Genomic DNA, 24562 nt, shown 5'->3' with positions numbered 1-24562 from the left:
CGGACCGCTCACCTCCCCTGAGCGTGACAGTGCCCGCCGCCGCTCTCCCGTGGCAGGTCGAGCGTCGGGTTCCGGTCGAAGAACCCGGTCGGCCGGAGGGTGAAGCCGCAGCGGTCGACCGGCATCACCGGCCAGTCCTCCAGGCGCGGCAGATGTGTCGGCCCGAAGCAGTGCCAGAGGGTCAGGGCGGTGTTCTCCAGGGACTCGCCGGGGCGTGACCACTCGGGGACGCCGGCGCCCCCGGGGTGCTGGTTGGGGTAGTCACCGTCCGGGTAGCGGCGGCCGGCCGCGCTCCGGGTGATCCACAGGTGCTTGGCGGCGTAGGCGACCCGTGCGGCGACCGCGGAGCCGGGCTGCGCGAGGAGCGGCGGACCGGACGGCTGCGGGGTCAGGGTGTACGCGACCGGCTGTCCGGTCCGGTTGCGGGCGGCCGGGTTGGTGATCCGCCAGCGGCGTCCGACGGCCGGGTCGGCCAGCCGGCCCGCTTCCCCGGAGTCGGTGACGGGGGTGGCGCGGACGGTGAAGGCGTTGCCGTTGGGGTTGTCGGGACCCATGGGGACCCGGACGATGTCGACCTCCTCCACCGTGTTGGCGTGGCCGTCCACCGCCGGGTCCAGCCGGGCGCAGAACAGGTGCTGGTGGTACGGGGCCTGGAGGCCGGGGGCGACCTCGGTGGCGTACGGGGAGACGGCGCCCGGCTCGGACGCCGAGGTCTGCACCAGGCCGGTGGACTTGACCTCGAACTCGATGCCGCCGTCCTGGTACAGGTACCAGTAGAAGCCGTAGTCGTAGTTGCCGAGCGTGGCGATGCAGGAGACGACCAGGCGGCGGGAGCGGCGGCTCTCGGCGGTGAACCCGCTGAACATGTTGGTGTGCTTCCACAGGAGGCCGTGGTCCTCCTCGTGGATGCAGACGGCGTTGGACAGCGTCTGCGGCAGCCCGTGGTCGTCGGGGAGGACGGCGTCCACGTACCGGATCTCGCCGAGGCAGTCGCAGCCCAGCCGGAGCGCGTTGGCGTTGCGGCCGAGGGTGTACTCGCCGACGTCCAGATAGCAGATCCAGTTGCGGTCCGCGCCGGGGTCGGCGTACGGGACGGCCATCTCGGCGAGCGAGGCGCGGTGCAGTACGGGCCGTACGCGGTCGCCGTCACGGTAGGACAGCTCGTGCAGGACCAGACCCTCGCGGGAGTTGAAGTCCAGCCGCAGTGACCAGTTCTGCCAGCTCAGGCGGTGCCCGTCCAGGGTGAAGGAGGGGCCGTCGGGCTGGCTGATCTCCAAGGGCTTCAGGTCGGTGCGCGCGGGGCCGTTGAACTCGGCCTCGTAGCGCCCGCACGCGGCGGGCACCGGCACCGCTCCGGTGTCGATCAGCCGGACCACCCGCCGCTCGGTCAGGTCCACGTCGGCGACCAGGCCGCCCACGGGGTGCGCGAAGGGGTTGTCGGCCGTCTCGCACCGCAGGAACGTCAGCGAGCGCAGCATCCGGCGCCCGGTCTCCTCGGCCCGGCCGAAGTTGCCGGCGGCCAGCGGCGCGCAGACGGCGAGCGAGGTGTCGGTGATGCCGCGCTCGGCCATGGCCTCGCGCCAGCCCGGGTCGGCCTTGACGATCGCGTCGCAGCGTTCGTACTCCTCGAAGAGCACGGGCGGCCGGCCGTCCACCGCCGGGTCCAGCGGGCGGTGGGCGAGCAGGACACGGGCGCTGACGTCCACGACCGCTTCGGCCGCGGCGCCGGTCGCGGTGTCCAGGAGGGTCACGCGCAGCCGCCGGACGACCGGGTCGCCGGGGCGGTGGGCGGCGACGGTGTGCCGGTCCGGCTCGTCCGGCAGGACGAGCGGGAACCGGGTGGTGTCCCCCACCAGGCCCGCGCCGTGCAGGACGTCGCGGGCCGCGGTGATCTCGTCGGCGGTGAGCGGGTCGAGGGGGTGCGGGGCGGGGGACTGCGGGGCGGGGGCGGGCGGCTGCGGTTCCGGCGTGCTGTGTGCCATCGGTCAGCTCTCCTCACGCGGGGACGACGGGGACGGCGTGCTCGCCGCCTTCTCCAGTTGGAACGCCTCGTTGCCCAGACCGATACGGGCGTGCACCTGCGGGCGCCGCGCGCGCAGCACGCGCCCGTACCCCAGCCCGAGCACCGCCACCAGCCCGATGACGCCGGGCAGCACCCAGGACAGCGCCGAGCCCTCCGCCGCGCTGACCAGGACACCGAAGTCCTTGACCGCGTAGACCAGTACGGTCAGCAGCGCCAGCGCGGCCAGCCCGGCGGCCAGCAGCCGCCCGGCCTGCGCCCGGCCCGCCCCGCGCCGTACGAAGAACGCGATGACGGCGACGGACGCGGTGGCCATCAGCACGATCACGCCGAGCGCGCCCACGTTGCCGCCCCAGGTGAACAGCTTCAGTACGGGGGTGGTGGGGTCGCCGTCCGGGGTGCGGTCGGTGAGCGCGAAGGCGCCCACGACGAGCAGCGAGATGACGGACTGGAGCAGCGAGCCGAGCGCCGGGGCGCCGCTGGACCTGGCGGTACGGCCGAGCGCGGCGGGCAGCAGGCCTTCGCGGCCCATCGCGAAGGCGTAGCGGGCCACCACGTTGTGGAAGCTGAGCATCGAGGCGAAGATGCCGGTCACGAAGAAGAGGTGCAGGATGTCGGTGAACGTGCCGCCGAGCCGTGGGCCGGTGAGGGCGAAGATCAGGCCGGGTCCCTCCTTGCCCGCGGTGGCGACGACGTGGTCCGGGCCGGTGGCGACACCGATCAGCCAGGAGCTGAGCGCGAAGAAGACCGCGACGAAGCCGACGGCGAGGAACATCACCCGCGCCACGACCGTCTGCGGCCGGCTGGTCTCCTCGGCGTAGACGGGGGCCTGTTCGAAGCCGACGAACGCGGCGACGGCGAAGCACAGCGCGGTGCCCAGGCCCGCGCCGCCGAGCGTGGCCGGGTCGAAGGCGTGCAGCGACAGGCCCTGCGGCCCCGGTTCGGCGGCGAAGGCGAGGTCGAAGACGGTGATCAGGACGACCTCGACCGCGAGCAGGACGCCCAGCACCTTGGCGTTCAGGTCGATCTTCAGTGCGCCGAGGACACCGATCAGGGCGACGCCGAGCAGCGCGGGCACCCACCAGGCGACGGTGGCGCCGAGATGCTTGTCGAGCAGCCCGGTCACCTCGAAGCCGAAGATGCCGTAGATGCCGAACTGCAGGGCGCTGTACGCGGCGAGCGCGACGAAGGAGGCTCCGGCGCCCGCCGTGCCGCCGAGGCCGCGCGCGATGTACGCGTAGAAGGCGCCGGCGTTGTGCACGTGCCGGCTCATCTCCGCGTACCCGACGCTGAACAGCGCCATCACCACGCCCAGGATGACGAACAGCAGCGGCTGCCCGACGATGCCCATGACCTGGTACGTGGTGACCATGACGCCGGCCACCACCATCAGGGGCGCGCTGGCGGCCAGCACGGACAGCAGCAGTCCCGCGGTGCCGATGCGGCCGGCGCGCAGGGCCCGTTCCTGGCCCTTGAAGGTGCTGATCTCCCCGGGGCCGCCCGGATCTCCGCTACGGCCCGTGCGTCTTGTGCGTCCCCGATGGCTCTTGTTACCCGTACTGCTCGTCAGCATGGCGCGGAGGTGTCCTTTCCGTGGAACGCGGAGGCGGGGTGCGCGTCGTGCGTGGTGCGTGGTGCGGGTGGTGCTGCGTACGTCGTACCGGTCGTGCTGTGCACGTGGTGCGGGCGCCCGGGTCAGGCGGTGCGGAAGGCTGTGGCGCGGGCCGCCTTGAAGGCCTTGCGGGCGTCCCGGTCGGGGTAGGACCAGGGAGCGGCGGTGACGTGCGGGCCGATGCGGTGGAAGAGCGCGGCGGCCTCCGCCATCCTCCCCTCGTGGTACTTGGCGTGCGCGAGGAAGTTGAGGTCCACCTTGCGGCGCGGGTGGTCCTCGCCCTCCCACTCCAGCCACCAGTCGAAGGCCGCCTTCATGACCTGACGGGCGCGGCGGGTGGACCAGTGACCGGAGGCGGCCGGGTCCGCCGGTTCGAGACCGGCGGCGGCCAGGGCACGGTAGCGCTCCGCGTGGGCGACGACGGGCAGGATCGCCAGCGGTGAGTCGGCGGGGGCCTGTTCGGCGGCCCAGTACGCGAAGTCGTAGACCTGGTGCAGCGGGTCGTCGACGCCGTTCTGCTGCTGCTCGGCCAGGCAGGCGGCCATCAGGTGGTGGGCGTGGTGGTGGTCCGGGTGCCGGGCCCGCACCTGGTCGAAGGCGTGCTCGCGTTCGTCGGGGGTGCCGGTGCGGCGGGCGAGGAGCAGCAGGCCGAGCCACGGGGTCGGGTCGCGGGGCGCCATGGCCGCGGCGAGCCGGCAGGCCTCGCGCGCGGCGTCCCGGTCGCCCCGGCCGCGCAGTGCCTGAAAGACGAGGGCGCAGGCCAGCAGGGCGGCGGCATCGGCGCTGTCCGGTTCGGCCAGCCGCCAGTCACCGGCCCAGGCGGCACTGGCCGCGCCTTCGGCGAGCACCACGAGCCGGTGGCCCCGCAGGTCCCAGTCCGTACCGGTGTCGGCCAGCAGCGTCCGTACCCGGATCCAGCGTCCGTGCGCCAGGGCGTCGACGGAGGCGGCGAGTTGGACGTCGTCCAGGGCCGGGTCGAGGACCGGCGCGTCCTTGCGGCGGGACCGGCCGAGCGGCAGAGGAGGCGGAGGGGTCACGGGCAGGAACACTCCACTACGCGCTTCACCTCCGGACGCGCCGCATCCCGGGCGCGTGTGTGCAGAATCGGTGCACTGATCGACACCAACAGGTCACGCACAGCAAACCGGCCGGTGCGGCTGCGCGTCAAGGCGGTTCGGAGATTGACCGAAAAGCCAACTCCCTTGCCAGTCAACACACTTGTCAACAAGCGCGGGGGCGCGACGGCCCCCGGAGGGCCGCCGCGCCGGGAGAGCACCGCCGTTCCGCCGGACCGGGGCCCGGCGGAACGGCGGCCAAGGGCCGACCGTCAGACCGTGCATCCACCGTCCGGCTCCGGACGGAGCGAGCTCACCGACCTGTCGAACTCATTCGTGAGGTTCGTGCCGGAACCAGGGCCGACGGTCCGGAACTCACCCTTGTAATTCTCGTCGCGGTACAGGCACCAGTCGTCCGAGGAATTGTTGAACACACTCCGGGCCTTGTCGTTCCAACCCGAAGTGTTGCGAAGGTCGGAAATGGCGTCGTGGACTTCCAGCTTGGCGCCCACACCGCCATGGTCCTGGAACAGGCAGACGAATTCATCAGCACATGCGTAAGGAGTGGCGGCCAATACCGTTTGCGGCGCCGCGGCCACCAGAATACCTGCGGCCGCCGCGATGGCCAGCCCCTTTGTGGACATGACAAATCACTTCATGATGCGCGCCGTCGAACAAGCCGGGATTCAGTGACTGGGAATACGCCGTGCGGTACGAGATCGACGTGAGCTGAACCCGTTCCCGACACCCGGGTCCCGGGTCCCGGCACTCCGCCACCCGGCTTCCGGCTTCCGGCTTCCGGCTTCCGGCTTCCGGCTTCCGGCTTCCGGCTTCCGGCTTCCGGCTTCCGGCTTCCGGTGCTCAGCCCACCGCCTTCGCCGCCGCCCGTCCCGCCGTGCGTCCCGAGAAGATGCAGCCGCCCAGGAAGGTGCCCTCCAGCGACCGGTAGCCGTGCACGCCACCGCCGCCGAAGCCCGCCGCCTCCCCCGCCGCGTACACGCCCGGCAGGGGTTCGCCGCCCTCGGTCAGCACCCGTGAGGACAGGTCGGTCTCCAGGCCGCCGAGCGTCTTGCGGGTGAGGATGCTCAGCCGTACGGCGATCAGCGGGCCGGCCTTCGGGTCGAGCAGCCGGTGCGGGGACGCGGTACGGATCAGCCGGTCCCCCAGGTACTTGCGTGCTCCGCGCATGGCGGTGACCTGAAGGTCCTTGGTGAAGGTGTGGGCGATCTCGCGGTCGCGCGCGACGATCTCGCGGCGCAGCGCGGCCTCGTCGAGCAGCGGTTTGTCGGTGAGCTGGTTCATCCGCCGTACGAGATCACCGAGGGAGCGCTCGACGACGAAGTCCGTGCCCCGGTCCATGAACGCCTGCACCGGGCCGGGGGCGCCGGGCAGCGGCCGCTTCAGCACGTCCCGGACGCTGCGCCCGGTCAGGTCCGGGTTCTGTTCGGAGCCGGAGAGGGTGAACTCCTTCTCGATGATCTTCTGAGTGAGGACGAACCAGGTGTGGGCGTGGCCGGTCCGCATGATGTGGGCGAGGGTGCCGAGCGTGTCGAAGCCGGGGAAGAGCGGCACCGGCAGCCGCTTGCCGTGCGCGTCCAGCCACAGCGGTGACGGGCCGGACAGGATGCGGATGCCGTGCCGGGGCCAGACGGGGTTCCAGTTGTCGATGCCCTCGGTGTAGTGCCACATGCGGTCCCGGTTGACGATCCGGCCGCCGGCCGCCTCGGTGACGCCCAGCATCAGGCCGTCCACATGGGCGGGCACCCCGGACAGCAGGTGCTCCGGCGGTGTGCCGAGGCGGGCGGGCCAGTTGGCGCGCACCAGGTCGTGGTTGCCGCCGATGCCGCCCGAGGTGACGATCACGGCCTGGGCGCGCAGTTCGAAGGCGCCGGCCACCTCGCGGCTGCTGGGCGTGCCGCGCTCGGCGTCCGACGGCTCCAGGATCTCGCCGCTGACGGTGTCGACCGCGCCCGCGCTGCGCGCCAGACCGGTGACGCGGTGCCGGAAGCGCAGCTCCACCAGGCCGCGCGCGACACCGGCCCGCACCCGCCGTTCGAAGGGTTCGACCAGGCCGGGCCCGGTGCCCCAGGTGATGTGGAAGCGCGGTACGGAGTTGCCGTGCCCGGTGGCCTCGTAGCCGCCGCGCTCGGCCCAGCCGACGACCGGGAAGAACCGTACGCCCTGCCGGTGCAGCCAGGGCCGCTTCTCCCCCGCCGCGAAGTCGACGTACGCCTCGGCCCACTTGCGCGGCCAGTGGTCCTCGGGGCGGTCGAAGCCGGCCGCGCCGAGCCAGTCCTGCCAGGCCAGCTCGTGGCTGTCGCGGATGCGCAGCCGCCGCTGCTCGGGCGAGCCGACGAGGAAGAGGCCGCCGAAGGACCAGTGCGCCTGACCGCCGAGGCCGCTGGCGGGCTCCTGGTCCAGGAGGATCACCTTGCGTCCCGCCTCGGCGAGCTCGGCGGTGGCCGCGAGGCCCGCCAGACCCGCTCCGATCACGATCACATCAGCGTCGTAGGCCATGACCGCCAGTCTTTCTCCGCACCGCGGCGCGCCGGAGGGCCCGGCCGCCATCGTGGCTACCGATCCTCAGCGCGGGCGGACCGTGCGTCAACCGCGGGTTCCGGCACCACTCGGGCGGGGTACCCGAGCGTGCCCGGTGCCGGAGGGCGGGCGGCAGGCGGGCGACGGGCGGCCGCACGGGCCGCCAGGGTCGGTCGAGTCCCCACCTCCCCAGCCGACTTGAGGTGCCTGACGTGACGGTGTTCCTGCTGGCCGTGAGCGCTGCCGGCTGTCTGGGCGTCGGATTCGTGCTCCAGCAGCGTGCGGCCCAGCACGCGCCGATGCAGGACTTCCTCTCCCTGCGCCTGCTCCTCGACCTGGCCCGGATGCCGCGCTGGCTGGCCGGCCTCGGGTGCATGGCCGCCGGCATGGCGCTGGGTGCGACGGCGCTCGGCATGGGAGAGGTCACCCTCGTCGAACCGCTGCTCGCCACCAACCTGCTCTTCGCGATGGCCCTGTCCCGGTACCTCACCCGGCAGCGGCTCGGCCGGCAGGGCTGGAGCGGCCTGTGGCTGCTGGCGGGCGGGGTGACGGCGTTCATCGTGGCCGGTGAGCCGCACGGCGGCCGCGGCGTCGCCGACCCGGCGCGGCACTGGCTGGTCATGGGTGCCGTCCTCGGCCTCGCGCTGCTGCTGGCGGGCTGCGCCAAGCGCGTACGGATGAGCCGGGAGGCGGCGCTGCTGGGGGTGGCGGCCGGGCTGCTGTACGGGCTCCAGGACGCCCTGACCCGGATCAGCGGCGAGCGGTTCGGGCGCGGCGGCTGGGCGGCGCTGCTCAGCGGCTGGGAGCCGTACACGGTGCTCGTACTGGGCATCGTCGCGCTGGTGCTGGTGCAGAGCGCCTTCGAGACGGCGCCGCTGCGCATGTCACTGCCCGCGCTGACGGCGGCCCAGCCGCTGGCGGGCATCGTCTGCGGGGTCGGCTTCCTGGGCGACCGGCTGAACGTGACCGCCGGGGCGCTCGCCTGGGAGGCCGCCGGGCTGGCGGCGGTCGTGGGCGGCATCGTCCTGATCGGGCGGCATCCGGCGATGCCGGCGGGGGTGACCGGGCGGCCGGAGCGGGTGCGGGAGTTGCAGGTGAGGTGAGGGAGTTGCGGGTGGGGTGGGGCAGTTGCGGGTGAGGTGGGCAGTTGCGGGTGAGGTGAGGGAGGGCGGCCGGCGGCTCGGGAGCCGGCCGTCTCTCCCCCACCGCGACGCCGGTTTGTCATGCTCTCGCCACTCAGTCCGGCTGTGCGAGATACCCCTTGAACAGGAGAAACAAGACCTGGCCCCCCTTCCCCTTCCGCGGCCCGGAGCGTTACCTCTTCTTGAGCACCCGCATCCGTACGCATCCCGTACAAGCCACCCCACGTCCGAAGAGTGAGGCATGCCATGAACGATGCCCGACCCGTCCCGGAGGACACCCGGGACACCCGCGTCACCCACGACACACTCGACTCCCACGACTCCCACGACACCCCCGACGCCTGGTACGTGGACGACCGCTGCACCAACTGCGACGTCGCCCGGCAGCTCGCCCCCGACCTGATCGTCGAGACCGGCGGCCGCTCCGAGGTCGTACGGCAGCCGCACGGCGCGGCCGAGGAACGGCAGCTGTACGCCGCGGCGTTCGCGTGCCCCACCCGCTCCATCCGCCGCCCCGCCCACCGGCTCGACCCGGCCCAGGACCCGTACCCCTTGCGGCTCGGCACCACCGACGTCCTGCTGTGCGGGCACAACTCCCCGCACACCGCCGCAGCCAACTCCTACCTCCTGCGCCGCCCCGGCGGCACGCTGATGATGGTGGACACGCCCCGCTGGAGCGAGCCGCTGGCCGCCCGGTACGAGGCCCTCGGGCCGGTCACCGACGTACTGCTCACCCACCGGGACCACGTGGCGCACGGCCGCCGCTACGCCGACCGTTTCGGGGCCCGGCTGTGGATCCACGAAGGGGACCTGGAGTCCGTGCCCGACGCGGATCACGTGCTGCGCGGCACCCGGGCCACGGAGATCGCCGAAGGAGTGATCGCCCATCCGCTGCCCGGCCACACCGAGGGCAGCGTGCTCTACGTCGCCGACGAGCGGTACTGCTTCAGCGGCGACAGCTTCTACTGGTCGCGCACGACCGGCGACGTCGAGGTGGCGGACACCGTCACCTGGTACTCCATCGAAGAGCTGGCCGCCTCCCTGGACCGTACCGTCGCCGGGTTGCGCTTCGAGTGGCTGCTGCCCGGCCACGGCGGACGCAAGCAGCTGCCCGCCGACGAGATGGCCGCCCGGATGCGGAGGCTGGCCACCCGCGCGCGGGAGCTGCGGCCGCGGCCGGTCGACTTCACGGCGGTGCGGTGGTGAGACGGGCCCCGGGCCCGAGCGTCGGCACCGCTCCTGACGCGGATCTCGGCACGGGCCCTGCGCGATCTCGACACGGGCCTGCGCGATCTCGACTCTAATAATGCCCAGCATTAAAGTGCCCGCATGGCACGTACGACGACAGGGGCCGGGACCAGGGAGAGGCTGCTGCGCGCCGCGGAGGAACTGTTCGCGGCGCACGGGGTGGACGGCGCGCAGACGCGGGACATCGTCCGGCTGGCCGGACAGAGCAACCCGTCGGCCGTGCAGTACCACTTCGGTTCACGGGCCGGGCTGCTGGACGCGGTGATGGCCGGGCGTCTGGCCCGTACGGAGACCGTGCTCACGCCCCGGCTGGCGGCCGTCGAAGCGCGCGCCGGCGCGGCAGGTCCCGGCCTGTCCGCGCTGGTCGGTGCGCTGGTCACCGCCGAGGCGAGCCTGCTGCGCGACGACCGGGGCCGCCGCTGTCTGCGCGTCTCCGCCCAGCTGACCCGCGAGAGCGGCGTACGGACCCGTACGCCGCACCCGACGCTGGACGGCACCGCGACCTGGCGGCTGATCGGTCTCGCGGAGTCGGCACTCGCCGCGGCGGGCCTGCCCGAGGCGCTGCGGCTGGAACGGATCGAGCTGGCGCTGACGCTGATCGGCGCGGCACTGGCCGACCGGGCCCGTCAATACCTGGACGGCGTCCGGCCGCTGACGTACGAGGAGGCGTTCCTCGCCGACCTCGTCGGCACCACGGCGGCGTTCCTGCTGGCCCCCGCCCCTGTCCCGTACCCGTGAGACCACCCCACCACCGAAGCAAGGAGCCGGCCATGCCCGACCTGCACGGCAAGAACATCATCGTCACCGGCGGCGCGCGCGGTCTGGGCGCGGCCGCCGCCGAGCAGGCGGTCGCGGCCGGCGCCCACGTCGTCCTCACCGACATCCTGGAGGACGAGGGCCGGGCCACGGCCGAACGGCTCGGTGAGCGCGCCCGGTTCCTCGCGCACGACGTGACATCGGAGGACGACTGGCAGCGGGCGGCGGACTTCACGGCCGAGACGTTCGGCGGCATCGACGGCCTGGTCAACAACGCGGGCATAGCCACCGGCCAGCCGCTGGACTCGATCTCCGTCGACTTCTTCCGCAAGGTCCTGGACGTGAATCTCACCGGCGTCTTCATCGGCATGAAGACGGTGATTCCGGCGATGCGCGAGCGCGGCGCCGGGTCGATCGTGAACATCTCCTCGGCGGCAGGCCTCATGGGCCTGGCCCTGACCGGCGGTTACGGCGCCTCCAAGTGGGGCGTGCGCGGCCTGACGAAGATCGGCGCGGTCGAGCTGGGCACGGCGCGGATCCGGGTGAACTCGGTGCACCCCGGCATGACCCACACCCCCATGACCGCCCAGGCCGGCATCGAGACGGGCGAGGGCAAGTACCCCAACACGCCGATGGGGCGGGTCGGCGAGGCCGAGGAGATCGCGGGGGCGGTGGTCTTCCTGCTGTCCGACGCGGCGTCCTACGTCACCGGGGCCGAACTGGCGGTGGACGGCGGCTGGACCTCCGGCCCGACCGTGCGTTACGTCATGGGGCAGTGACGCGGGGTCGGGACGCAGGAAGCGTGACGCGGGCGGCGGTGACACGCGCCGCGGGGCCCGTGCCACACCGGCCCCGGCGGGCTGCTTGCATGGAGTCATGGACGGACAACAGCCACTGAGCGCGGACGAGATCGTCGACGTCGTCAGCGAGAGCGACGAGGTCGTGGGACAGGCCCGGCGGGGCGACGCGTACGCCCACCGGCTGCGGACGCGCTGCGCGTTCGTCCTCGCCCGCGACGCCGAGGACCGGATCTTCGTGCACCGCCGCACCGCGCGGAAGCTGGTCTTCCCCGCGCACTACGACATGTTCGTCGGCGGCGTGGTCGGCGCGGGCGAGACGTACGACGGGACCGCGCTGCGCGAGGCGGAGGAGGAACTGGGCGTGACCGGTCTGCCGCGGCCGGTCCCGCTGTTCAAGTTCCTGTACGAGACGCCCGAGCACACCTGGTGGTCGACGGTCTACGAGGTGCGCTGCACGCTGCCCGTACATCCGCAGGAGTCCGAGGTGGACTGGCACGCCTTCCTCACCGAGGAGGAACTGGCGCGGCGCCTCCCGGAGTGGGAGTGGACGCCGGACGGCATGTCCGCCTGGCTGCGGCTGCTGGAACGGCGGGCCGAGCGGAAGCGGTAGCGCCGGCGCCCGCACGGGAACGGCAGCCCCGGCGGCCGGCGCGGGGAGGGCGGCCACCGGACGGCCCGGGCACGGGCCCGCCCGGCGGCCACCACGTAGGGTTCTGGCCATGATCCTCACCGACAGGCTGCGGTCGATCGGCGCGGGCGTACGGCTGTGGTTCACGCCGGCGCGCGTCCGCGAGGAGGGCACGACGCCCGACTACCGCTTCTCCCTCGCCAACGAACGGACCTTCCTGGCCTGGCTGCGGACCGGGCTGGCCCTGGTGGGCGGCGGCTTCGCGGTGGACCAGTTCCTGCCCCGGCTGCACGACGTGCTGCGGGTGACGTTCACGGTGGTCCTGCTGGTGGGCGGCGCGCTGTGCGCGGTGCGGGCGGTCAACCACTGGGTGCGCTGCGAGCGGGCGATGCGCCGCGGCGAGGACCTGCCCGCGTCCCGCTTCCCGGCCGTACTGGCAGTCGCGGTCGGCCTGCTCGCGGCCGCGATGGTCGTCCTCGTCGCCATCGGCTGGACGCGCTGACCGATGGCCGGTTCCTTGCCACGGGAGCAGCCGCGCCCGGTCCGCGACCCCGGGCTCCAGCCGGAGCGCACCCGCCTCGCCTGGCGGCGCACCACCCTGTCCTGCACGCTGGTCGCGATCCTCGCGGGGCGGCAGGTGGTGCAGCAGCACGGCCCCGGGCCCGTCGTGGTCGTCGCGGGGGCGCTGGTGCTGCTGGTGTGGCTCGCGTTCCTGGCGGCGGCGCACCTGCGGATGCGGGCGATGTGCGCGGGCCGGCCGCCGGTCCTGTCCACCCGTACGGCGCTGGCCCTGGCAGGCTGCGTCTGCGCACTGGCGGTGCTCGGCGCGGCGATCCTCCTCTGAGGGCATCCTTCTCTGAGAGCCATCGCCCCCGAGGGCCATCGTCCCCCGAAAGCCACCGTCCCCTGAGAGCCATCCTCCTCTGAGGACCGACCGGCCCTTTCCGGCCAGGTGACCCACACCCCATACTCGCCCTCTGGACGCCATACCGACTAGTCGGCATGATCGTAGCGGCCGTCCGACCGGAGCGGCCGTCCCTTCCGTACGGAGGAGCACGATGAGCAACGGCACCCCTCCCCCGCGTTCCGCACCCCCGGGTCTGGACCTGGGGCGGCTGCGGGACCACCTGGACCGGGAACTGCCCGGCGCGGTACGGGGCCCGCTGGATGCCGAGCTGATCGAGGGCGGCCGTTCCAACCTCACCTACCGGGTCACCGACGGCACCGGCCAGTGGGTCGTCCGCCGCCCGCCGCTCGGCCACGTCCTGGCCACCGCGCACGACATGCGACGTGAGTTCCGGGTGATCAGCGCGCTGCACGCGACGGCGGTGCCGGTGCCCGAGGCGCTGCTGCTGTGCGAGGACGAGGAGGTCCTCGGGGCGCCGTTCTACGTGATGGAGCTGGTCGAGGGCGTGCCGTACCGTACGGCGGAACAGCTCGCCGGGCTGGGCCCGGAGCGGACCCGCGGTGTGGTGCTGTCCCTCGTCGACACGCTGGTGGCGCTGCACTCCGTGGACCCGGCGGCGGTCGGCCTGGCGGACTTCGGCCGGCCGGACGGCTTCCTGGAGCGGCAGTTGCGCCGCTGGGGCAAGCAACTGGCGGCGTCGAAGAACCGCGACCTGCCGGGCATCGACGCGCTGCACGAGGCGCTGGGCGCGGCACTGCCCGCCTCCCCCGCGCCCGCCGTCGTGCACGGTGACTACCGGCTGGACAACGTGCTGGTCGGCGCCGACGACCGGATCACGGCCGTACTGGACTGGGAGATGTCCACCCTTGGCGACCCGCTGACCGATCTCGGGCTGCTGGTGATGTACAGCGAGCAGGAGGACGTGCCCGGCTCCCCGATCGCCACGACGCGCGGCGCGCCCGGCCATCCGGAGGCGGCCGAGCTGATCGAGCGGTACGCGGCGGGGTCCGGCCGGGACGTGTCCGGCATCGCCTGGTACACGGCGTTCGCGTACTTCAAGCTCGCCGTGATCCTCGAAGGCATCCACTACCGCTTCACCCTCGGGCAGACCGTCGGCGCGGGCTTCGACCGGATCGGCGAGCTGGTGCCGGTCTTCATCGACCGCGGCCTGGCCACCCTCGACACCCTGACGACCGCCAAGGAAGACTGAGGCACGCTGATGGACTTCGCATTCGACGCCCGCACCGAAGAGCTGCGGGGCAGGCTGCTGGCCTTCATGGACGAGCACGTGTACCCGGCCGAGGCGGTCGCCGACGAGCAGCGGGCGGCCCTCGCCTCGCCGTGGGACACCCCGGCGGTGGTGGAGGACCTCAAGGCCGAGGCCCGCAAGCAGGGCCTGTGGAACCTGTTCCTGCCGGACGAGGAGTACGGCGCCGGCCTGACGAACCTCCAGTACGCGCCGCTGGCCGAGATCACCGGCCGCAGCCCGCAGCTGGCGCCGACCGCGCTGAACTGCGCGGCGCCGGACACCGGCAACATGGAGGTGCTGGCGCAGTTCGGCTCCGAGGAGCAGAAGAAGCAGTGGCTGCGGCCGCTGCTGGCGGGCGAGATCCGGTCGGCGTTCGCGATGACCGAGCCGGACGTGGCCTCCTCGGACGCCACGAACATCGAGACCCGGATCGACCGGGACGGCGGGGATGACGGGGGTTACGTCATCAACGGCCGCAAGTGGTACATCTCCGGCGCGATGAACCCGCTGTGCCAGATCTTCATCGTGATGGGCAAGACCGACCCGGGCGGCGCCGACCCGCGCCGCCAGCAGTCGATGGTGCTGGTCCCGCGTGACACCCCCGGCCTCGAAGTCCGCCGCGCCATGCGGGTGTACGGCTACGAGGACCACTACCACGGGGGCCACGCCGAGGTGGTCTTCCACGACGTGCGCGTACCGGCCGCGAACCTGATCGGCGAGGAGGGCGGCGGCTTCGCCATCGCCCAGGCCCGCCTCGGCCCCGGCCGCATCCACCACTGCATGCGGCTGATCGGGATGGCCGAGCGCGCCATCGAGCTGATGTGCCGCCGCGCGGTGTCCCGTACGGCCTTCGGCAAGCCGCTGGCCGGGCAGGGCGTCGTGCAGCAGTGGATCGCGGACGCGCGGGTGGCCGTCGAGCAGCTGCGACTACTGGTCCTCAAGACCGCGTGGCTGATGGACACCGTCGGCAACAAGGGCGCGCACACGGAGATCCAGGCCATCAAGATCGCCACACCGCGTACGGTCGTGGACATCCTGGACCAGGCGGTGCAGCTGCACGGCGCGGGCGGCGTCAGTCAGGACTTCCCGCTGGCGGAGCTGTGGGCGGCGGCCCGGACACTGCGGCTCGCGGACGGCCCGGACGAGGTGCACCAGCGGTCGCTGGCGCGCCGGGAGCTGAAGCGCTACAGGTGACACGGCGGCGTACCAGCCCCCGCCCGTACTGTGCCCCTGCCCGTACCCGTGGCCCTGCCCGCACCCGTGCCCGTGCCCCTGCCCCTGCCCCTGCCCCTGCCCCTGCTCGTGCCTATGCCCCTGCTCTTGCCCCGCCCCGTTTTCGCTGACTAAGGTCAGAGAATGGATGATGCGGCACAGATCAGCCAGGTGCGGCGCTTCAACCGCACGGTCACCGAGCGCGTGGGCGTGCTCCACGACCACTACCTCGGCCTCGACCGGCCCATCGGCGAGGCCCGGCTGCTCTGGGAGATCGGCGGGCAGGGGCAGGACGTACGGCGGCTGCGCGAGCGCCTGGGGCTCGACTCCGGTTACCTGAGCCGGCTGCTGCGCTCCCTGGAGGCCGACGGCCTGGTGACGGTGGAACCGCAGCCCGAGGACCGGCGGGTACGCACCGTCCGGCTCACCGAGGCGGGCCGCGCGGAGCACGCCGTCCTCGACGGCCGCAGCGACGAGCTGGCCGGTTCCCTGCTGGCACCGCTCAACGACGCCCAGCGCGCCCGGCTGGTGGCCGCCATGGCCGAGGTCGACCGGCTGCTGACCGCCACGACGGTGACGCTGGACGTCGTCGACCCGGACCACCCGGACGCCCGGCACTGCCTGCGGTCCTACTTCACCGAGATGCGGGAACGGTTCGAGACGGGCTTCGACCCCGCCCGGAGCCTGCTGCCCGACGCGGGCGAACTGCGCGCGCCCAAGGGCCTGTTCCTGGTGGCCCGGCTGCACGGCGAGCCCGTCGCCTGCGCGGGCCTGAAGCTGCCGCCCGGCTCCGCCGAGATCAAGCGCATGTGGGTGGCCCCGCACGCCCGGCGCCTCGGCCTCGGCCGCCGGCTGCTGGCCGGTCTGGAGGCGCGGGCCGTCGAGCACGGCCGCGGCGTCCTGCGCCTGGACACCAACAAGGTGCTCGGCGACGCGATCGCCCTGTACCGCTCGTACGGCTTCGAAGAGGTCGCGGCGTTCAACGACGAGCCGTACGCCCATCACTGGTTCGAGAAGCGGATCGGCGGGGCCTGAGAACTCCCTGGGCCCCGGCCGACGGCCCTCTCACGGCCGCAGGGCCCGCAGCAGCAGGTCCGCGAGGTGGTCGGCGACCTGCTGCGGGGCGAGCGGGCCGTCCTCGCGGTACCAGGTGCCGAGGTGGTGCACCGACCCGAAGTGGTAGTCCACCACCAGGTCGGCCGGGGTGGCGCTGCTGAACACCCCGGCGCGCTGGCCCTCTTCGACCAGCGCGCGGAACCGCTCGTGGTAGCGCCGCCGCTCGGCCCGTACCTGCTTGTCCTTCTCGGGCGCCAGATGGTGCATCGAGCGGAAGAAGATCTTCGTGTCGTCGAGGTTCTCGATGGTGGTGACCACGACGTCCGCCGCCGCGTCCCGCAGCCGCTGCTCCACCGGCGCGTCGGCGCAGGCGAAGCGGTCCAGCCGCTCCTGCTGGAGCCGCAGCACCCGCCCGTACACCTCGTGCAGCAGGTCGTCCTTGGAGCCGAAGTAGTGGTAGAGGGCGCCCTTGGTCACGCCGGCGGCCTCGACGATCTCCTGTACGGAGGTACGGTCGTAGCCCCGCTCGGCGAAGAGCCGGGTGGCGGTGGCCAGCAGCCGCTGCGCCACGGGTTTGCCGCTCCCGCCGTCCTTCGTGCCGGCCATCGCCCTCACCTGTCCCTCGTGCGTCTCGTGCGTCTCGTGCATCTCGTGCGTCATACGTTGCGTGCGTCGTACGTTGCGTGCGTCGTGTCGCCGCCTGCCGCCTGCCGCCTGCCGCCTGCCGCCTGCCGCCTGCCGCCTGCCGCCTGCCGCGGGCAGCGATCAGCCGCGCCCGCGCAGTTCCCGCCTGAGGATCTTGCCACTGGTGGTCTTCGGCAGCTCGGGCAGGATCTCCACCTGCCGCGGGTACTTGTACGCGGCCAGCCGTTCCCGGCAGTAACCGGCCAGCTCGGCGGGCTCGGCCCGCTGCCCCGGCCGCAGGCTCACATACGCTTTCACCGACTCGCCCCGGTAGGCGTCCGGCACGCCGACCACCGCCGCCTCACGCACCGCGGGATGGCCGTACAGCACGTCCTCCACCTCCCGCGGCCACACCTTGAACCCGGACGCGTTGATCATGTCCTTCTTGCGGTCGACGACGTACAGCCAGCCGTCCGCGTCCATGAAGCCGATGTCGCCGGTGCGCAGTTCACCGTCCGGCAGGGTCTCGGCGGTCGCGTCCGGGCGGCGCCAGTAGCCGGGCACCACCTGGGGGCCCCGCACCGCGATCTCGCCCTGCTCGCCGAACGGCACGGCCCGCCCCTGGTCGTCGATGATCCGTACGACCGTGTCCGGGCCCGGCACGCCGACGGCGAGCGTCCCGGAGGACGGGTCCACCGGCGCCTCGCGGCCGGGCGGGACGCTGGCGCACGGCGCGGTGCACTCGGTCAGCCCGTAACCGTTGTGCAGATACGGGCCGAAGGCCGCCCGGAACTTCTCCACCAGCGCGGGCGGCAGCGGCGCGCCGCCCGAGGAGAGCGAGGAGAACGACGCGAAGTGCTCGCGGGTGACGCCGGGCTGCGCCGCCAGCGCCATGTAGGCGGTGGACGGACCGACCGTGTAGGCGGGCCGGTGCTCCAGGAAGGCGTCGAGGACGACGCCGGGCTCGAAGCGGTAGGCGAGGGCGAGCGTTCCGGCGTTGGTGAGGCAGGCGGCCAGTTCGCAGACCATGCCGGTGATGTGGAACAGCGGCGCCAGCGCGAAGTACGTCGCGCCGTCGGGCAGCGCCAGGCCGGTGCGCTGCCGTTCGGCGTTGTAGGCGATGTTGCCGTGGGTGTTGGTGGCGCCCTTGGGGGTGCCGCTGGTGCCGGAGGTGTAGCTGATGAGGGCGGTGTCCGTGGCGACCGGCAGCGTCACGCCGGGTGGCTTGCCCTCGTACGCGCGGGCCACCGCCAGCAGGTCGTCGGCGCCCTCGCGCGGGCCGAGCCGCTCGCCGCGCAGCACGCGCGCGTCGTCGCGCGTCTGCAGGTCCAGTTCGCAGGCGGTCAGGGCGATCCGTACGGAGGGGGCCGCGGCGGCGGTCGCGCGGAGGAAGGCGTCCCAGGTGCGGTCGGCGCAGATCAGCGCGGTGACCTCGGCGTCGGTGAGGACGTGCGTCATCTCGGCCGACTTGTACATGGGGTTGACGGGGACGACGATGCCGCCCGCCTTCCAGACGCCGAGCAGCGCGAGCACGAAGTGCGGCGTGTTCTGGAGCATGATCGCGGCACGGTCGCCGCGCCGGAAGCCGCGGGCCGCCAGGTGCCCGGCCACGCCGTCGCTGAGCGCGTCGGCCTCGGCGTACGACAGCCGCCCGTCGAAGTAGGCGAGGGCCGTGCGGTCCGGGGCGCGGCGGACGGCGTCCCGGAAGGCGTGCAGGGCGGAGGGGTGCGGGACGACGGGGGCGCGCTGGGCGTCGGTGAGCTGCGCCAGCCAGGGCTTGTCCTCGTAGGTGGTCATCGGGGGCCTGTCCTCGGGGGTGGCCATCGGGGCCCCGTCCTCGTAGGCGGTCATCGGGGCGTCACCTCGGCTTCCGGCGTACGGCTCCCGGCCTGCTCCAGCTTCCGCTGGAGGTGGTTCATCCCGCCCAGCCACCGCTCGGTGTCGGCCGCCCGCACGGTGTAGTACTCGCCGACCTCCGGATGCGGCAGCACCAGGAACCGTTCCTCCGCCATGGCCGCGAAGAGCGCGTCGGCGACGGCGGCCGGCTCGATCGCCGTCGGGGTCAGCACCAGGTCCCCGGCCGCGCCGGTGCCCGCGAGCATGTCGGTGCGCACCCCCTGCGGACAGATGGCGTGCACCGCTATCCCCCGGTGCCGGTACGTCAGCGACAGCCACTCGGCGAAGGCGTACGCGCCGTGCTTGGTGACGCTGTACGGGGCCGCGCCGACCATGGTGAGCAGGCCCGCCGCCGACACGGTGGACACGAACCGGCCCGTGCCGCGCTCCAGCCACTCGGGCAGCAGCGCGCGGGCGGCCCGTACGTGCGCCATGACGTTGACGTCCCAGGCCAGCTCCCAGTCGGCGTCCGGCGCCTCGGGTCCGCCGCCGGTGCCGACCCCGGCGTTGGCGCAGAAGATGTCGACGGTCCCGCCGAGCGCCGCCCGGGCCGCCGGTACGACGTCGGAGGCGTCCCCGGGGACCGCGACGGCGCCGAGTTCCCGCGCGGTCCGCTCCGCCTTCGCCGCGTCCAGGTCGTTGACCGCCACGCGCGCGCCTTCGGCGGCGAAGCGGCGGGCCAGCGCGGCCCCGATGCCACCGCCCGCCCCGGTCACCACGACTGTCTTGTCCCGTACGGCTTCCACCTGCGGTCTCCCTCGGTCGGCCCCTGACTCGACTGCCAGGCAGACTAACCAGTCGGTATGCCGGAGCGGAAGGGCGCGGACCCGCGGCGGACGGGCGTCGGCGCGCCCTGGGCCGGACGCGGCAGCCGCGCGCGGCACGCCGTCCGGCGCGTTCCCCCGCGGGCTTCCGGCCATTAGCGTGCGCACGACACGGCTCACGGCTCAGCTCACGAGACGGCTCACGAGACCGCTCACAAGACCGCTCCGACGGCGGAGGTGGACGCATGACCCTGTCCAGACGGAATCTGCTGGCCGCGACGGCGGTCACGAGCGTGATGGGTGCGACGGCGATGACGGGCGAGGCGAGGGCGGCGGGCGCGGCACACGGCTCCACGGGCACCGGAGCGACCGGCGCCGGACCGGCAGGGGCCGCGGCGTACGGCTCCCACCACCCCCGCCCCCGTACCCGCACCGGCTTCGACCGCCTCGCCGCCGACGGCTACGCCCTCCTGTCCGGCCGCCGGATCGGCGTCGTCACCAACCCCACCGGCGTCACCCCGGACGTCCGCCACATCGTGGACGTGATGCACGCCGACGACCGGGTGAACCTGACCGCCGTCTTCGGCCCCGAGCACGGCTTCCGCGGCACGGCCCAGGCCGGCGGCTCGGAGGGCAGCTACAAGGACCCGGCGACCGGGCTGCCGGTCCACGACACGTACGGCAAGAGCGGCCGCGCGCTGGCCGACGTCTTCACCCGGTCCGGCGTGGACACGGTCGTCTTCGACATCCAGGACGTCGGCGCGCGCTTCTACACCTACATCTGGACGCTGTACGACTGCATGGTCGCCGCCGTCCTCGCGGACAAACGTTTCGTCGTCCTCGACCGCCCCAACCCGGTGACCGGCCGCGCCGCGACGGGCCCCGTACTGGATCCCGCCCTGGCCTCCGGAGTCGGCCGCGAACCGATCGCCCTCGCCCACGGCATGACCGTCGCCGAACTCGCCCTCCTGTTCAACGCCGAGTTCCTGCCCCGCGCCGCGGGCCGCCCGGCCGACCTGGAAACCGTCCTCATGACAGGCTGGCGCCGCCCGCACTTCTTCGACGCCACGGGCCTGCCCTGGGTCCCGCCCAGCCCCAACATGCCCACCCCCGACACCGCCCTCGTCTACGCGGGCACCTGCCTCTTCGAAGGCACCAACCTCTCCGAGGGCCGCGGCACCACCCGCCCCTTCGAACTGCTCGGCGCCGACGGCATCGACCGCCGCTGGGCCGCCGCCGTCACCCAGCTGGCCACCGACACCGGCCTCCCCGGCGTCCACTTCCGGGAGGCGTACTTCGCCCCCACCTTCTCCAAGTTCCAGGGCAGAACCATCGGCGGCGTCCAGCTCCACGTCCACGACCGCGAAGCCTTCGACCCGGTCCGTACCGGCATCGCCCTCCTGATCACCGCCAAACAGACCTGGACCGGCTTCGCCTGGCGCCCGGACCACTGGATCGACAAGCTCACCGGCACCCCCCGCGTACGCACGATGATCGACGCGGGCGCGGGCGTGGACGAGGTGGCCGCGGCGTGGCAGGACGGCCTGGCGCGCTTCCGACGGATGCGCCGCGGGTATCTCCGCTACCGGTGACGCCCTCTGAGACACGGGCGACGCAATTTGCCCTGGTGACACCCGAGACGTACCGCCATGGTGGAAACTCCGGAATTCCCGACCGCCGCTCGTGGAAGGACCGCGCCCCGATGGCCACCACGCCGTACTCCCCCGCCGTCCAGCTCACCGAACACGCCCTGGCCTACCTCCACTCCGCCGCACTGCGGGCCGCGGCCCTCCTCGGCGTCGCCGACCACCTCGCCGACGGCCCCCGCACCGCCGGGGAACTCGCCACCGCCACCGGCACCGACGCCGCCCACCTGCGCCGCGCGCTGCGCCTCCTCGCCACCCGCGACGTGTTCCGCGAGGACCCCGACGGCACCTTCCACCTCACCCCCGCGGCCGAACCCCTCCGCTCCGACGCCCCGTCCTCCATGCGGGACGCCGTCATCATGCTCACCGACGAGCCGTTCTGGCGCCCGGCCGGACAGCTCGCGGACACCGTCCGGGCCGGCCGCACCGTCTTCGAGGAGATCTTCGGCGCACCCTACTTCGGCCACCTGGAACGCGTACCGGAAGCGGGCACCGTCTTCGACACCGGCATGGCCGGCCTCGCCGAGAGCGAGAACGACCCGGTCGCCGCCGCGTACGGCTTCCCCGCCACCGGCACGGTCGTGGACGTCGGCGGCGGACGCGGCGGCCTGCTGCGCCAGGTCCTGCTCCGCAACCCCGGCCTGACCGGCATCCTCCACGACCAGGAAGCCGTCCTCCGCCACCACACCCTGGACCGCCCCGAGCTCACCGGCCGCTGGCAGACCCACACCGGCGACTTCTTCACCGCCGTCCCGCCCGGCGCCGACGTCTACCTCCTCAAGCGCATCCTCCACGACTGGCACGACGACGACTGCCTCCGCATCCTGCGCACCTGCCGCACCGCCATGACCCGCCCCGGCAGCCGCCTCCTGATCGTCGACGCGGTCCTCCCCCAGGGCAACGCCCCCCACCCCGGCAAGACCATGGACATCCTGATGATGACCTCCCTCAACGGCCGCGAACGCGACGAACCCGCCTTCCACCACCTCCTCACCGAAGCGGGTTTGACCCCGGGCCGGACGATCCCCACGGAGTCGACGTTGTCGATCGTGGAGGGGGTGGTGGGGTGAGGGGCAGCGCCCGATGGCGCGGGCTGCGAGACGTACGGCGCTCGCCAGCGGGAAATCTGCCTGCCGTCACCAAGCGGGTGTGCCGTCATGCAAGTACGTGGTACTGCCGCTGGACAACGCAGCCACCGCGGCCTCGAAGCGATGCGCCAACCGACGTCTGACTCTGGCCCCCACCTCCGCACAGGAGACGAAAGCCAGGTCGCCCACTTCCTCATCGTGGGGCCCCAAGGGAAGCCCTTCAGCGAGTACGCCACCGTCGAATATGAAGGCCAACTGGTCGTCCCAAGGTCCATGAGGCGGCACCCAGTCCACCACCAGCAACCCCAGCAACGTGACCGTCAGCCCAAGCTCTTCCTTCACTTCCCGCACGGCCGCGTCTTCAGGCGCCTCATTGGCTTCCGCCATCCCTCCGGGAAGGTCCCACCCCGGCTTGTACGTCGGCCGCACGAGCAGGAAGTCCCCCTGCGTGTCGCGGAACAGCACATCGGCGGCGACCCGCTTACGGGGCTGCTTGGCATTGCCCTCTGCGAGATAGGCATTCCACGCATCGGGGTCATCGGGTGTCGGCCTCATGGGCGTGTCCTCCGCTCCGGGGCGAAATGAGGTCCGCGAGCAGCAGCCTCCTGGCCCGTACGGCCTCGTCGAACCGGGTCAGAAAGGTACGGACCGGAGGGTACGCGCGATGGTTGTCCAGCGTGTCACGCAGGCCGGCGAGCTGGTTGACGAAGCGCACCGAGCTGAGCGTGGGGCTGGTGGCCAGCAGCTCGTATCCGCAGCACACGACCGCGTCCAGATCGTTCCGACGGGCGTGCAGGTCCACCACAGTGATCCGCCCCAACGCCTTCGAGCGCGTACGACCCTCCTCACGGAGCCGCACCGCCTCTTCGGCGTGCCTCAAAGCTCCGGCGTAGAGGCCCAAGTCCGCGAGAGCGAGAGCCGACTCGCTGGCCAGCGCAGCCGCGTCGAAGGGGCTGGCCCAGACGTGGGTGGCGTCGGCAGCCGCCTGAAGGCAAGCTCGCGCCATCTCCAGCTCCCGCAGCGCCGGTTGTCGCTGCTCCGTGACGGCGAGAGCTCTGGCAGTCATGGCGTGGAGGCGAGCTGCCAAACTCGGCAGTCGTGGGCACCGCTCCAGGTGGCCGAAGCCGCTGCGGGCCCATTGCATTGCTGCTTCGGGGCGCCCGGACTGCAAGGCCAGATGACTGTTGCTGGCGGCGATGTTGGCCGTCAGCAGAGCGTCGCCGGATGTCTGGGCCAGAAGCATCGCCTTGGCGAAGTGCCTTTCCGCCAAGGCGTCCCGTCCGGAGTCGTGCGCCATCCACCCTGCCATCTCCGTCATGGCCGCTGCTGCCGCGAAGACAGCTCGATCAACGTGGACATCCAGGAGGCGGCGTGCGACTCGCTCGCTCAGATGATTCACGACGGCGGCGTAGAGGCGTCCGCCGCCCGTTTGCCGGTCTGCGCTGCGGAAGGCGTCCATCGCTTCCACGTCGCTGCCGCAAGGTGACGGTGCCGTGTGCCGGGGCTCGACGGCTGAGGGCTCCCATGGCCGACGGGCCAGGCCGAGAAAATGGCCCGGGATGTGCAGGGCATCAGCGATCTGTTCGAAAATCGCCAGCTTTTCCACCCGACTCTTGCCGTTCATGTAGTCGTACAACCGGCCTTGCGTGATCTGAACACCCGCCGCGAGTTGGCGCGTGCTCAGCCCTCGGTGGTTGAGCATCCTGAAGAGTCGGCCCATGTCTCGATGAGCGCAGGCATCCCGGAACCGCGGATCGTCCATCAGTCCGGCCACGATCGCCGGAAGGTCTTGCGGCTGCGTCATCTGCGGCACCCCCTTGCAGAGTACTGGCGCTCACGCCACGTGTTCACCTGCCTGACTCCGGGGCGGAGTCACCCGCTGGAGTCCACCAGCGCACTCCCCGGGGAGTTGACTGACCTCAATACGCAGGGGTGCCGACCATAACGCCGACGGCGTCAGCCTGACACTTCTGCTCCCGGTTACTGGTGTTCAGGAGCCTGATGCAGGTGAGCACATCGCAGAGACGCACCAATGAGTGACACGGGGCGGGCTCGCCGAAGTTCGCAGCGCATCACGTCCTACAGGGTCACGCCCAGCGGACGCGTCTACACCGTGGAAGTCACCGAAAATCCCAGGAGCGAAGATCAAACCATTCAAGATCACCGTCTACCGGCACAACCGTGCCAACCCCCGCGTAGCCGAGAGCCGGGACGTCACGTCGGCCGAATGGAAGGCCTTGGGCCGTGACTGGAAGACCTGCACCTGTCCCCTTTGCTTTCCCGGTGGCTTTTCGGCTGTGACTCCGGGGCGGCGTCCGAAT

At 72.5% G+C, this 24562-nt stretch carries 22 protein-coding genes; 12 read left to right on the top strand and 10 right to left on the bottom strand.

All coding sequences use genetic code 11. The features are described 5' to 3' along the window. Positions 1-8: 8 nt before the first annotated feature. The 5 genes from JXZ78_RS22615 to JXZ78_RS22595 all read right to left on the bottom strand — a co-directional run bounded on the left by JXZ78_RS22615 (position 9) and on the right by JXZ78_RS22595 (position 7204). Positions 9-1982, bottom strand: coding sequence for a primary-amine oxidase (locus JXZ78_RS22615; RefSeq protein WP_030021427.1), 1974 nt, complete (start codon positions 1980-1982; stop codon positions 9-11). A 3-nt stretch (positions 1983-1985) separates the two neighbouring features. After that, a complete protein-coding gene (locus JXZ78_RS22610) occupies positions 1986-3593 on the bottom strand; it encodes an APC family permease (protein WP_030021426.1) in 1608 nt (535 codons plus the stop codon). A gap of 122 nt (positions 3594-3715) precedes the next feature. Next, positions 3716-4669, bottom strand: coding sequence for a hypothetical protein (locus JXZ78_RS22605; protein ID WP_030021425.1), 954 nt, complete (start codon positions 4667-4669; stop codon positions 3716-3718). Positions 4670-4959: 290 nt separating this feature from the next. After that, complete coding sequence (locus JXZ78_RS22600; RefSeq protein WP_078624389.1) at positions 4960-5331, bottom strand: peptidase inhibitor family I36 protein; 372 nt, start codon at positions 5329-5331, stop codon at positions 4960-4962. Between the two features lie 217 nt (positions 5332-5548). After that, positions 5549-7204, bottom strand: coding sequence for an FAD-binding dehydrogenase (locus JXZ78_RS22595; protein ID WP_030021423.1), 1656 nt, complete (start codon positions 7202-7204; stop codon positions 5549-5551). A gap of 233 nt (positions 7205-7437) precedes the next feature. Between JXZ78_RS22595 and JXZ78_RS22590 the strand changes: the two genes are divergently transcribed. The 10 genes from JXZ78_RS22590 to JXZ78_RS22545 all read left to right on the top strand — a co-directional run bounded on the left by JXZ78_RS22590 (position 7438) and on the right by JXZ78_RS22545 (position 16202). Beyond that, complete coding sequence (locus JXZ78_RS22590) at positions 7438-8328, top strand: DMT family transporter (protein WP_030021422.1); 891 nt, start codon at positions 7438-7440, stop codon at positions 8326-8328. Between the two features lie 285 nt (positions 8329-8613). After that, entirely contained in the window at positions 8614-9573 is a 960-nt protein-coding gene (locus JXZ78_RS22585; protein WP_078624388.1) for an MBL fold metallo-hydrolase, read from the top strand. A gap of 123 nt (positions 9574-9696) precedes the next feature. Further along, on the top strand, positions 9697-10353 hold the full coding sequence (locus JXZ78_RS22580; RefSeq protein WP_030021420.1) for a TetR/AcrR family transcriptional regulator: 657 nt from the start codon (positions 9697-9699) through the stop codon (positions 10351-10353). 32 nt (positions 10354-10385) lie between these two features. After that, the gene (locus tag JXZ78_RS22575; protein ID WP_030021419.1) at positions 10386-11150 is read left to right on the top strand and encodes a glucose 1-dehydrogenase; all 765 of its coding nucleotides are present in this window, start codon (positions 10386-10388) and stop codon (positions 11148-11150) included. A 97-nt stretch (positions 11151-11247) separates the two neighbouring features. Then, a complete protein-coding gene (locus JXZ78_RS22570; protein ID WP_030021418.1) occupies positions 11248-11781 on the top strand; it encodes an NUDIX hydrolase in 534 nt (177 codons plus the stop codon). A gap of 109 nt (positions 11782-11890) precedes the next feature. Then, on the top strand, positions 11891-12301 hold the full coding sequence (locus JXZ78_RS22565) for a YidH family protein (protein ID WP_030021417.1): 411 nt from the start codon (positions 11891-11893) through the stop codon (positions 12299-12301). 3 nt (positions 12302-12304) lie between these two features. Next, positions 12305-12643, top strand: coding sequence for a DUF202 domain-containing protein (locus tag JXZ78_RS22560; RefSeq protein ID WP_030021416.1), 339 nt, complete (start codon positions 12305-12307; stop codon positions 12641-12643). A gap of 214 nt (positions 12644-12857) precedes the next feature. Further along, positions 12858-13916: a phosphotransferase family protein gene (locus JXZ78_RS22555; protein ID WP_030021415.1), complete on the top strand. Its 1059-nt coding sequence runs from the start codon at positions 12858-12860 to the stop codon at positions 13914-13916. Between the two features lie 9 nt (positions 13917-13925). Then, the gene (locus tag JXZ78_RS22550; RefSeq protein WP_030021414.1) at positions 13926-15149 is read left to right on the top strand and encodes an acyl-CoA dehydrogenase family protein; all 1224 of its coding nucleotides are present in this window, start codon (positions 13926-13928) and stop codon (positions 15147-15149) included. A 162-nt stretch (positions 15150-15311) separates the two neighbouring features. After that, complete coding sequence (locus JXZ78_RS22545) at positions 15312-16202, top strand: bifunctional helix-turn-helix transcriptional regulator/GNAT family N-acetyltransferase (protein WP_030021413.1); 891 nt, start codon at positions 15312-15314, stop codon at positions 16200-16202. Positions 16203-16232: 30 nt separating this feature from the next. On the opposite strand, the gene JXZ78_RS22540 is transcribed toward JXZ78_RS22545, so the two are convergent. The 3 genes from JXZ78_RS22540 to JXZ78_RS22530 all read right to left on the bottom strand — a co-directional run bounded on the left by JXZ78_RS22540 (position 16233) and on the right by JXZ78_RS22530 (position 19489). Further along, positions 16233-16829: a TetR/AcrR family transcriptional regulator gene (locus tag JXZ78_RS22540; protein WP_030021412.1), complete on the bottom strand. Its 597-nt coding sequence runs from the start codon at positions 16827-16829 to the stop codon at positions 16233-16235. Between the two features lie 159 nt (positions 16830-16988). Continuing rightward, positions 16989-18644: a class I adenylate-forming enzyme family protein gene (locus JXZ78_RS22535; protein ID WP_030021411.1), complete on the bottom strand. Its 1656-nt coding sequence runs from the start codon at positions 18642-18644 to the stop codon at positions 16989-16991. 50 nt (positions 18645-18694) lie between these two features. Beyond that, entirely contained in the window at positions 18695-19489 is a 795-nt protein-coding gene (locus JXZ78_RS22530; protein WP_030021410.1) for an SDR family oxidoreductase, read from the bottom strand. A gap of 263 nt (positions 19490-19752) precedes the next feature. Between JXZ78_RS22530 and JXZ78_RS22525 the strand changes: the two genes are divergently transcribed. Together JXZ78_RS22525 and JXZ78_RS22520 are read left to right on the top strand one after the other, a co-directional pair. Continuing rightward, complete coding sequence (locus tag JXZ78_RS22525) at positions 19753-21099, top strand: exo-beta-N-acetylmuramidase NamZ family protein (protein WP_030021409.1); 1347 nt, start codon at positions 19753-19755, stop codon at positions 21097-21099. 110 nt (positions 21100-21209) lie between these two features. Next, on the top strand, positions 21210-22223 hold the full coding sequence (locus JXZ78_RS22520) for a methyltransferase (RefSeq protein WP_030021408.1): 1014 nt from the start codon (positions 21210-21212) through the stop codon (positions 22221-22223). Between the two features lie 66 nt (positions 22224-22289). On the opposite strand, the gene JXZ78_RS22515 is transcribed toward JXZ78_RS22520, so the two are convergent. Both JXZ78_RS22515 and JXZ78_RS22510 read right to left on the bottom strand, forming a co-directional pair. Continuing rightward, positions 22290-22796, bottom strand: coding sequence for an NUDIX domain-containing protein (locus JXZ78_RS22515; protein WP_030021407.1), 507 nt, complete (start codon positions 22794-22796; stop codon positions 22290-22292). Next, positions 22777-24045, bottom strand: a complete 1269-nt coding sequence (locus JXZ78_RS22510; RefSeq protein ID WP_030021406.1) for a helix-turn-helix domain-containing protein — start codon at positions 24043-24045, stop codon at positions 22777-22779. Before JXZ78_RS22510 ends, JXZ78_RS22515 begins: the two co-directional genes overlap by 20 nt. Positions 24046-24562: the final 517 nt, after the last annotated feature.

This window comes from Streptomyces monomycini (assembly GCF_022271435.1).
GTDB classification, from domain to species: domain Bacteria; phylum Actinomycetota; class Actinomycetes; order Streptomycetales; family Streptomycetaceae; genus Streptomyces; species Streptomyces monomycini.
Note: the sequence above shows the minus strand (reverse complement) of the source record. Positions and strands in the feature narration are given on the sequence as shown.